This window comes from Clostridium sp. DJ247, assembly GCF_014231265.1.
The window spans coordinates 1-8,768 of record NZ_JABAIW010000097.1 but is presented as its reverse complement, the minus strand read 5'-3'; the positions used below and the strand labels follow the sequence as shown (position 1 = coordinate 8,768).

At 29.3% G+C, this 8,768-nt stretch carries 13 protein-coding genes and 1 other annotated feature; of the genes, 12 read left to right on the top strand and 1 reads right to left on the bottom strand.

Going from position 1 to position 8,768, the window contains the following annotated elements; translation table 11 throughout:
- Positions 1 to 41 precede the first annotated feature (41 nt).
- From recR to HGI79_RS21720, 7 genes are all read left to right on the top strand, one after another.
- Positions 42 to 638 (top strand): recombination mediator RecR, encoded by a 597-nt coding sequence (gene recR, locus HGI79_RS21750; protein WP_185652766.1) that lies wholly within the window; start codon positions 42 to 44, stop codon positions 636 to 638.
- A gap of 60 nt (positions 639 to 698) precedes the next feature.
- Positions 699 to 971, top strand: a complete 273-nt coding sequence (locus HGI79_RS21745; protein ID WP_185652765.1) for a YaaL family protein — start codon at positions 699 to 701, stop codon at positions 969 to 971.
- A 116-nt stretch (positions 972 to 1,087) separates the two neighbouring features.
- Positions 1,088 to 1,348, top strand: coding sequence for a pro-sigmaK processing inhibitor BofA family protein (locus tag HGI79_RS21740; RefSeq protein ID WP_185652764.1), 261 nt, complete (start codon positions 1,088 to 1,090; stop codon positions 1,346 to 1,348).
- 400 nt (positions 1,349 to 1,748) lie between these two features.
- Positions 1,749 to 2,441, top strand: coding sequence for a DNA/RNA nuclease SfsA (sfsA, locus tag HGI79_RS21735; RefSeq protein WP_185652763.1), 693 nt, complete (start codon positions 1,749 to 1,751; stop codon positions 2,439 to 2,441).
- A 92-nt stretch (positions 2,442 to 2,533) separates the two neighbouring features.
- Entirely contained in the window at positions 2,534 to 3,109 is a 576-nt protein-coding gene (locus HGI79_RS21730; RefSeq protein ID WP_185652762.1) for an NAD(+) diphosphatase, read from the top strand.
- Between the two features lie 144 nt (positions 3,110 to 3,253).
- Positions 3,254 to 3,949, top strand: a complete 696-nt coding sequence (locus tag HGI79_RS21725) for a hydrolase (RefSeq protein WP_185652761.1) — start codon at positions 3,254 to 3,256, stop codon at positions 3,947 to 3,949.
- A gap of 104 nt (positions 3,950 to 4,053) precedes the next feature.
- Positions 4,054 to 4,836 (top strand): EFR1 family ferrodoxin, encoded by a 783-nt coding sequence (locus HGI79_RS21720; protein ID WP_185652760.1) that lies wholly within the window; start codon positions 4,054 to 4,056, stop codon positions 4,834 to 4,836.
- Between the two features lie 325 nt (positions 4,837 to 5,161).
- On the opposite strand, the gene HGI79_RS21715 is transcribed toward HGI79_RS21720, so the two are convergent.
- Complete coding sequence (locus tag HGI79_RS21715) at positions 5,162 to 5,332, bottom strand: hypothetical protein (RefSeq protein WP_185652759.1); 171 nt, start codon at positions 5,330 to 5,332, stop codon at positions 5,162 to 5,164.
- 228 nt (positions 5,333 to 5,560) lie between these two features.
- Here HGI79_RS21715 and HGI79_RS21710 point away from each other — a divergent pair, with 228 nt between their 5' ends.
- The 5 genes from HGI79_RS21710 to HGI79_RS21690 all read left to right on the top strand — a co-directional run.
- Positions 5,561 to 6,541: a ParM/StbA family protein gene (locus HGI79_RS21710; protein WP_185652758.1), complete on the top strand. Its 981-nt coding sequence runs from the start codon at positions 5,561 to 5,563 to the stop codon at positions 6,539 to 6,541.
- Between the two features lie 16 nt (positions 6,542 to 6,557).
- Complete coding sequence (locus HGI79_RS21705; protein ID WP_185652757.1) at positions 6,558 to 6,923, top strand: hypothetical protein; 366 nt, start codon at positions 6,558 to 6,560, stop codon at positions 6,921 to 6,923.
- Positions 6,924 to 7,189: 266 nt separating this feature from the next.
- Positions 7,190 to 7,342, top strand: coding sequence for a hypothetical protein (locus tag HGI79_RS21700; protein WP_185652756.1), 153 nt, complete (start codon positions 7,190 to 7,192; stop codon positions 7,340 to 7,342).
- Positions 7,343 to 7,495: 153 nt separating this feature from the next.
- Complete coding sequence (locus HGI79_RS21695) at positions 7,496 to 7,681, top strand: hypothetical protein (RefSeq protein ID WP_185652755.1); 186 nt, start codon at positions 7,496 to 7,498, stop codon at positions 7,679 to 7,681.
- A 196-nt stretch (positions 7,682 to 7,877) separates the two neighbouring features.
- Positions 7,878 to 8,077: a binding site (T-box leader), on the top strand.
- Between the two features lie 200 nt (positions 8,078 to 8,277).
- Positions 8,278 to 8,768 (top strand): aminotransferase class V-fold PLP-dependent enzyme (locus HGI79_RS21690; protein WP_185652754.1); only part of this gene is annotated, 491 nt, incomplete at its 3' end.

Here is an 8,768-nt window from a genome sequence, read left to right as displayed (position 1 = left end):
CCCCATCAATATTGATGGGGTTTTAAAATTGAGGTGATGTTATGGATTTTTATCCTATTGCAATTGAAAAACTTATAGAGGAATTTGCTAAACTACCTGGAATAGGTTATAAAACAGCACAAAGGCTAACTCTTCATGTTTTAAATTTACCTAGCGAAGAAGTAAGGGAATTCGCAGATGCCTTGGTTAAAGCAAGAGGTACAATAAAATATTGTTCAGTGTGTGGTAACTTTACTGACAAGGACCCTTGTTCTATATGCTCCAATCCAAACAGAGATAAGAGTATAATATGTGTAGTTGAACAGCCTAAAGATATTATGACAATGGAAAAAGTTAGAGAATTTAATGGCGTTTATCATGTATTACATGGCAACATATCTCCCATGGCTGGAAGAGGGCCTGATGATATAAAGTTAAGAGAACTTATAACAAGAATAAATGGAGATATACAAGAAGTAATTGTTGCTACAAATCCTAACGTAGAGGGAGAAGCTACAGCAATGTATATATCTAAAATACTAAAACCTTTAGGTGCAAAAGTAACTAGAATTGCTCATGGTATTCCTGTGGGCGGAGACTTGGAATATGCAGATGAAGTTACTCTTTCTAAAGCCTTAGAAGGAAGAATAGAGATATAATGTATATGAAGGCTACTTTATGTCAATTATTATAAACATGATATAAAGTAGGAGGTTTTTATGGATAAAGGAAAAATAGCTAGGTATCTAGCCAAGGGATCAAAATATACTGCAGAACAAAAGCGTTTATTAAATGCAGTGGAAAAGGCTAGAGAAGAACTTAATATAGCAAGAGAGTACTTTAATACAGTAGATGATCCAAGGCTTGTAGATTATGCAATATATACAGAAGAAGCTGCAAAAGCAAAATACATGTATTTATTAAATGAAGCTAAAAAGAATGGATTAAAAGTTGATGGTAACAATATACTTAAAGAACTGAATGTAGGATAAGTTTAGATTAAAAGAAGTGAAAAGTAAAAATGCTGTGTTTACTTTTTACTTCTTTTATTAATACTTTTAAATTAGATGAATATAAATTTATTAAGATGAAAACAGGGGGGATAGGTATGCAGTTTGAGTACATAGGGTATTTTTTAGTTGCAATACTTGGATTATATATATTATTTAAAGTTTTTTCCTGGCCTTTAAAAATGCTGTTGAAGCTAATTTTGAATGCTATACTTGGTGTAGTATTATTAGTGGTAGTAAACTTTGTTGGTCATTATTTTAATTTTTATATTGGAATTAATGCAATAACAGCTCTTATTGCTGGTTTTTTTGGAATACCAGGTGTAATTTTTCTAATTGTTTTCAAGCTTTTTTTATAAATTTTTTGTTTAGGATGTTTTCAATAATTATATAAAAAGGTTAAGTAACTCAACTAGATGTTAGCTTAACCTTTTTTATTGTGTAAATAATTTATAAGATATTTGAGTTTTTTATTCCATATGCAATGCTAACTACAAGGTTATTAAGAGTTGCATATATAACGAACAATAGCACGGATAAAATCTTAAGTATAAGCGACTTTCTTTATAAAGTGATTCAAATATATAATATTAATAAGATAGAGTGATAATCACAAATTTTTATTAGATTATGCTAATTAAGAAACAAATTTATAGTATATAATATAGATTAATCCACAGCAATAGGTAAAATATATTAACAATTGTGGATAAATTCTGTGAATATGTGTATAAAATTTAGAAAATTGGAGATGATATATTGGTTATCCACAAAAACATTATAAAAGCTGAGTTCATTCGCAGGCCTAATAGGTTTCAAGGATATGTAAAAATAAATGGTGATGAAACATTGGTTCATGTGCCGAATACTGGTAGATGCAAAGAAATACTTATACCAGGATGTACTGTACTCCTAAGAGAGGAAAATAACCCAATGAGAAAAACAAGATATGACTTAATAGCAGGTTATAAAGGAAACAAGCTTATAAATATAGATTCACAAATACCAAATAAGGTAGTAGAAGAAGCTCTTGTAAATAAAAAAATAGAAGAATTAGCTAACTATGAAAACATAGAAAGAGAAAAAGTGTTTGGAAACAGTAGATTTGACTTTAAGTTATCAGATAGATATGGTAGGGAATGTTACTTAGAAATTAAAGGTGTTACACTAGAGGACAGCGGGAGAACCATGTTTCCTGATGCTCCAACTGAAAGAGGAACAAAACATTTACTAGAACTTGTAGAGGCTAGGAAACAAGGAAAAGATGCAGCAGTGTTATTTTTGATACAAATGAGTGAAGTTACATCATTTTCGCCTCATGACGAAATGGATAAGGCATTTGGTGAGGCATTAAGATATGCTGATAATAATGGAGTTAATGTTTTAGCTTACGATTGTGAAGTAAGTGAAAATTCAATAACTCTAAAGAATAGAGTAGAGGTAAAAATGTAGTATTTGAATAACTTCATGTAAAACTTTATAATATAATTAAGTATGAAAATCAATATTAAGGAGGTGAAGCTGCTCAAGAGAGTAGTAGGTGTATGAAATTTAAGTATTGTCCGATTTGTGGAACTGAACTAATAGAAAAATATAGTTGGGACGAAGGTGGGGTACCATACTGCACCGTAGATAAAATTATGTATTTTGATACTCCTAAACCTTGTATTATTGTAGCGGTTGTAAATGACGATAAGATACTTTTGCTTAAGCAAAGCTATATATTTAAGGATTCTAAGGTACTTTTATCTGGATATGTTTCTACTGGAGAAACTGTAGAAGAAACAGTCCATAGAGAAGTGCTAGAAGAAGCTGGACTGAAAATAAAGGATTTAAAATATTTAGGAAGTGAATATCTAGAATCAAAAGAAATTATAATGCTAACATTCATGGCAAAATATGATGGAGGGAATATAAGAAAATCATCAGAAGTAGAATGGGTAGATTGGAGTCATATAGAGGATGCCCTTTGCGAGATGAATGAAGACGAAATAGGCAAGCGAATAGTTAAAAAGGTTTTAAAAGAAATAGGATATAACGGAGAGAGAGCTTTTAGGTGTGAAAGTGGAAAATGTAATAGAGGACGTTGTGAAATAGAAAACAATCAGGAAATAGATTGAAGATTGTTAACTTATTTTAAGTATTGTAAATTAATGATTAATTATGCAGTGCAAGCCTTGAACATTTAATTTATAATATGGTAATCTAAACTATAGTAGTTTAAAATAGAATAAGGGTTTTGTTATAAAAGGGGAGGAAAGAGTATGGCCAAGTATATACCGGAAGTAAAGGGAATACTAAGAAGGCATGTAATTCAGATACCTGAAGTTATTAGAGAAGCCAGTGGGATTAGAGTATTTGGTAAAAGGCTAAAATCATTCATATTTAGTACTGATGTAGCCGTAATCAAAAACACAAATGCTGATGCAGTTATTGCAGTATATCCATTCACTCCTCAACCTATGATAACACAAGCAATTGTACTATCTGCAGACATTCCTGTATTTTGTGGAGTTGGAGGCGGTATTACTACAGCAAAAAGGTCTATAAATTTAGCTTTAGATGCAGAATTTAAAGGAGCTATGGGGGTTGTAGTAAATAGTCCAATACCTAACGAAGTAATTACTCAGATGAGAGAGACTATTGACATACCCATAGTAGTTTCAATAGTATCAGAATATGAAAATTTTCAAGAAAGAATACAAGCTGGAGCTACTATTTTGAATGTATGTGGAGCTAAAGAAACAGTCAATATAGTAAAAAAGATAAGAGAAAAATATCCTAATTTTCCTATAATAGCAACCGGTGGTCCATGTGAGGAAACTATAAGGGCTACTGTAAATGCAGGTGCAAATGCTATAACATTTACTCCTCCTGCTGCATCAGATATATTAAGTGAAATCATGAGTGGACATAGGGAAAAGTATGCCAAAGAAAATAAAGACGAATATAATTATTAAATAGTATGCATAATACATGAATAATGTATTATGCATTTTTACGATATATTAAAAAGATTACTTTTAAATAAATCACAAACAAGTTATTAGGAGATGGGGTTATTATGAAAGGAGTACTATACTATTTTAGTGGTACAGGAAATACAAGGTGGGTTGCTAATAAATTTAAAGAATATTTTAATACATATAATGTTGACTTAGCTTTATATAGTATTGAATTGTTAGAGGAAGTTAACATAAATTTATATGATTTTATAATCATAGGATCTCCAGTATACGCAGATATAGAACCTAAAATCGTAGATGATTTTTTGAATAAATTGCCAAGTACTAAAAAAGGTATAAAAAGTATCATATATACGACTCAAGGTACTAAGTCCTCAGCTGCTGTATACATAATAGAGAATAAAATAAAGAAAAGAGGTTATAACATTGTAGCAAAAGCTAATATGCAGATGCCAAGTAATTGTTATTTTATAGTAGGTAAAAAACCCACACTAGACAATGAAAATGATATATTAGCTTTTTCAGATAAAAAAGTACAAAATATCGTTAAAAATTTTATGGAGCATAATGATGTAAATAGTAAAGTTTTATTTATGAGAGTTAGGCTAGCAAAAACTTATAATAAACTTTATAAAAGATTTTTACCTAAGATTTCAAAAAATATAACTTCAACAAAAGATTGCACTAAATGTGGTTTATGTCTTATAAATTGTCCTAAAAATAATATAACATTTGAAAACGGTCATGCTATTTTTCATAGTAAATGTATGTTGTGCTTAAGATGTATATATGTATGTCCTAAAAATGTAATAAGGTATAAAGGAAAGAAAATAGACCAAATTCAAAAAGAAAGAGTGAGACTTTTAGATTTAAATAAATAGTTTAATTCTGTGAAGACATAACATATTGTTATGTCTTTAGCTTGTTCAAAAACCCTATGCTTGGCATAGGGTTTATATATTTTTATATTTAAAGAGAGTATATATATTTTAAACTTAGCACATGGAGTATATGACTCTTATAACATATATATGTATATGTGTATGAGAAATATGCTAGTATAAAGGAGTTTTGTATCTATAATGTATATAAATAGTAGATACAAAACAGCATATTTTTTATAAAAAAATATAGATTTGTATCTACTATTTACATATACTGTAGATACAAATCTATAATTACAATATTTTTTAACTTAATTTACCATTATGATATATCAAAACTTTTTCTGATATATTCTAGAGCAATATCTTCAATTAAATCATTAACATTTTTTTGTTTAGCTGCAGCAAGTACTTTGAGTTTTATTAATATCCACTGGTTTAAGGTTGTGTTAAACCTAACTCTTTTAGTTTGTTTAATTTTTTCCAAATCCATATTAAAACCACCTTCCATAAATTGTAAATATATAACTATTATAACGTATATATGTATGTGTGTATAGAGGTGGTTTTTTTTTCATAAATTTCGTATCTACATAGTATTGACCTTGTATCCACAAAATGGTAAAGTTTTTGTAAAAAATGGATAAAAAGTAATTGATTTGTACCTTCATTTAGAATACAATGTAGATACAGAAATATTTTTTTGGGGGGATATAAAACGATGGAAGAATATGTAATTGCTCTTGATGCTGGTAAGTATGCCGTTAAGGCTATGGGTAGGAATGCTAGAGGTTTAACTTGTGATCTTAAAAAAATAGAGATTAGAACCAAGATATATGATCTAAGAAATGGATATATAGATGTGGAAGGTGATTCATATAAGGTTTCGTATAATGGTAGAGAATTAATTGTGGGGGAGCAGGGAGAAACTAAGAGTTATGAGACATCAAAAACATTGTTTTTACATCAAATATGTACATATACAGCTATCACAAAGTTTTTAGAACCTGGTACTAAAGATAACAAGATATCTATGGTTCTTGCTTGTCCTATAAGTGTGTTAAAGGTTGAAACAGCAAAACAGGAATATAAGAATTTTATAAAGGGAAATGGTGTCATAGATATAAATGTAGATGGTAAAGATTATAGTTTTGAGATTGTAGATATTATGGTTAAGGCAGAAGGATCAGGAATAGTGTACCTTTCTCCCCATTTATTTAAGGGTAAGAAGATAGGTGTAGTTGATTTTGGTGGACTAAATTTTACTTTTTCACTTTATACCAATGGAGTGTGTATGTCGCCTACTTCGGATAGATTTGTAGAAGAGTTTGGAGCTATAAAGTTGACTAATTATGTAGCTGACGATTTAACTGGGTATAAGCAAGGAAATATAGTTAAATTTGATGCGGCTGAAAGGGCTTTAGAAATTGGATATTTATCTAACTTTGGACAAATAGATGAAAAAAGTCAGGAAGTTATTGAAAGAAGTAAAGAACGTTTTTTTGATGAAGCTTGTGAAGAAATTAATAGACATGGGTTTCGTATTGATGAATTAGATGGACTAGTATTTGTAGGAGGTACCACTAATAAAATAGTTGAAGCCATAACTAAAAGAATTCCAAATCCATTTGTTGCTGCTGATCCACAATGGTCTACTGTAGAAGGTTTATATAAAGTAGCTTATAAAAAATACATTTCCTAAAAAAGAGGTGTATAATATGGCAAAACGACCGGGATCATTGGTGCTTACCTTTTCTAGAAAAAACACAGATATCAGGAACATATTGGAGAATAAGAAGAATACTGATAATACTTTTATCGTTACTGATTATATTTGTGAAGCTATTAGGTTTTATGAAAAGTATAAGAGTTCAGGAGAATTTTACAATTTAGATCAAATTAAAAAGCTAATTGATGAGAGACTAAATAGCTTTATTCAAGTTAACAGAGTTAACAGTATTCTGCCTGCAGACCTACCACAATCACAAAGATTCATAGAAGAAAAAATCACTATAAATGAATTAAAAACAAGTATAAATAATTTAGAGAATGATTTAGATGATATTCCTATAGATGAAGATTAAAGCGGGTAGTCATCGGATAAAATTTTATAGTATTACCTTTGAGAAACTTAAATAACTATAATAAAGAGGAAGCTTTAAACAAGCTTCCTCTTTTATTAGTTTTATGGCACATAAATAAGATTGCATAATGACAATAGGCTTATTTACTAATAATTAATATATTGGACTAAATCTATAGTTTTAACTTATAATTAGTAATGCTTAATGTAAATTCATATTAGTTTTGCATTAAGCATTACCAGTAGATTGAATGAGAAGGTGATATATTGATTTTGAACAATAATTGCAAAAATTGTCCTGAACTACATAAGACCTGTAATGGAATGGTTAGCGATTGTATGTGTAAAGAATGTCCAAGGAATCTTGGTAAGTGTATTATTACTAAATATTGTACAGAAACAGAATCTATATTAGACTAGAAAAAAGTAATCAATCATTTAATATACTATTTCTATACAACTCCTATAATTTTTATTATAGGAGAATTTTTTTGGAATTTTATATTGATTTAGGGTAATAATAGCTACATAAAGAAAGTTCATATATTAATTTGAGTTTATAGGAGTGATTTTATGATATTGTCATATGAAAAAATGCTAGTTGCTGAAAATTGTGAGGAATATAAAGCGAAATCCTATATGTTAACTTCTTCTATGAGCTTAATTGCACAAAGCTGTTTTCAATGCAAAAATTATGTGAAAGGTAAATGTATTAAGGGACTATTGGAAAAGATTGAAGAAAAGATAAAAACAAATTAAAAGCAAATAAAGTGATTATATAGAATAAAAAGGTATACTTTTTATAATTTACAGAAGCTGTATTAGTATATAATTTAATATTTCAAGTGAAATACATTAATAAGTATTATAAATAATTATATATTTATAAAAAATTTTAAAAATATATTGACATTTAAAAATTATATTATTATAATAAGAACTAAGTTAATAAGTTATAATTCCTATGAAGAGAATAGTAACATAAGTTAGGTTAAAGAGAGTCAGTGTTTGGTGTGAACTGATACCGCTACTTTTGTGAATCCACCTTGGAGGATTATTACGAAGAGTAATACGGAAAAAACCGTTATTTAGAATGAGTGGATTATATATTAATATAATCAATAAGGGTGGCAACACGAGCTAATCGTCCCTACGGGATGGCTAGCTCTTTTTGTTTTATTGAATTATATTTACTTTATATATAATCAATGAGGGTGGCAACGCGAGTCAATTCGTCCCTATTAGGTGTATTGGCTCCTTTTATATACTCAAGTCACTTTATTCATGTATAACTATATCAGTGTAAAACTTTGCAGTGATACAGTGAAACTATAATATCTAGGGGGCAATTATGAATGCATAAAAAATTATTTATTCCAGGACCTGTAGAAGTAACAGAAGATGTCCTACAAAAGATGGCTACACCTATGATTGGACATAGAAGTAAGGACGCTTCTAATCTTCAGAGAAGTATTACAGAGAAGGCAAAAAAAATATTTTATACTGAAGAAGAGATTCTTTTATCTACAACATCCGGAAGTGGTCTTATGGAAGGGGCAATAAGATCATGCACTGCAAAAAAAGCAGCAGTTTTCTCAATAGGAGACTTTGGTAAAAGATGGTATGATATGGCTATATCCAATAATGTACCTGCAGATTTATATGAGGTTGAATGGGGAAATGCAGTTAAGCCAGAAGAAGTAGATAAAGTTTTAGCAACAGGTAACTACGATTTAATTTGTATAACTCATAATGAGACATCTACTGGAATAATGAATCCAGTAGAAGAATTAGCAGAGGTTATAAACAAATATCCAGAAGTAGTATGGTGCTTAGATACAGTAAG

What these genes read in the sequence shown, in the direction of transcription:
- HGI79_RS21710 (WP_185652758.1), top strand. Translation starts at nt 5,561, where the DNA reads ATGGAAGAATATGTAATTGCTCTTGATGCTGGTAAGTATGCCGTTAAG.
- HGI79_RS21725 (WP_185652761.1), top strand. Translation starts at nt 3,254, where the DNA reads ATGGCCAAGTATATACCGGAAGTAAAGGGAATACTAAGAAGGCATGTA.
- recR (WP_185652766.1), top strand. Translation starts at nt 42, where the DNA reads ATGGATTTTTATCCTATTGCAATTGAAAAACTTATAGAGGAATTTGCT.
- HGI79_RS21730 (WP_185652762.1), top strand. Translation starts at nt 2,534, where the DNA reads ATGAAATTTAAGTATTGTCCGATTTGTGGAACTGAACTAATAGAAAAA.
- HGI79_RS21740 (WP_185652764.1), top strand. Translation starts at nt 1,088, where the DNA reads ATGCAGTTTGAGTACATAGGGTATTTTTTAGTTGCAATACTTGGATTA.
- HGI79_RS21745 (WP_185652765.1), top strand. Translation starts at nt 699, where the DNA reads ATGGATAAAGGAAAAATAGCTAGGTATCTAGCCAAGGGATCAAAATAT.
- HGI79_RS21715 (WP_185652759.1), bottom strand. Translation starts at nt 5,332, where the DNA reads ATGGATTTGGAAAAAATTAAACAAACTAAAAGAGTTAGGTTTAACACA.
- HGI79_RS21720 (WP_185652760.1), top strand. Translation starts at nt 4,054, where the DNA reads ATGAAAGGAGTACTATACTATTTTAGTGGTACAGGAAATACAAGGTGG.
- HGI79_RS21705 (WP_185652757.1), top strand. Translation starts at nt 6,558, where the DNA reads ATGGCAAAACGACCGGGATCATTGGTGCTTACCTTTTCTAGAAAAAAC.
- HGI79_RS21695 (WP_185652755.1), top strand. Translation starts at nt 7,496, where the DNA reads ATGATATTGTCATATGAAAAAATGCTAGTTGCTGAAAATTGTGAGGAA.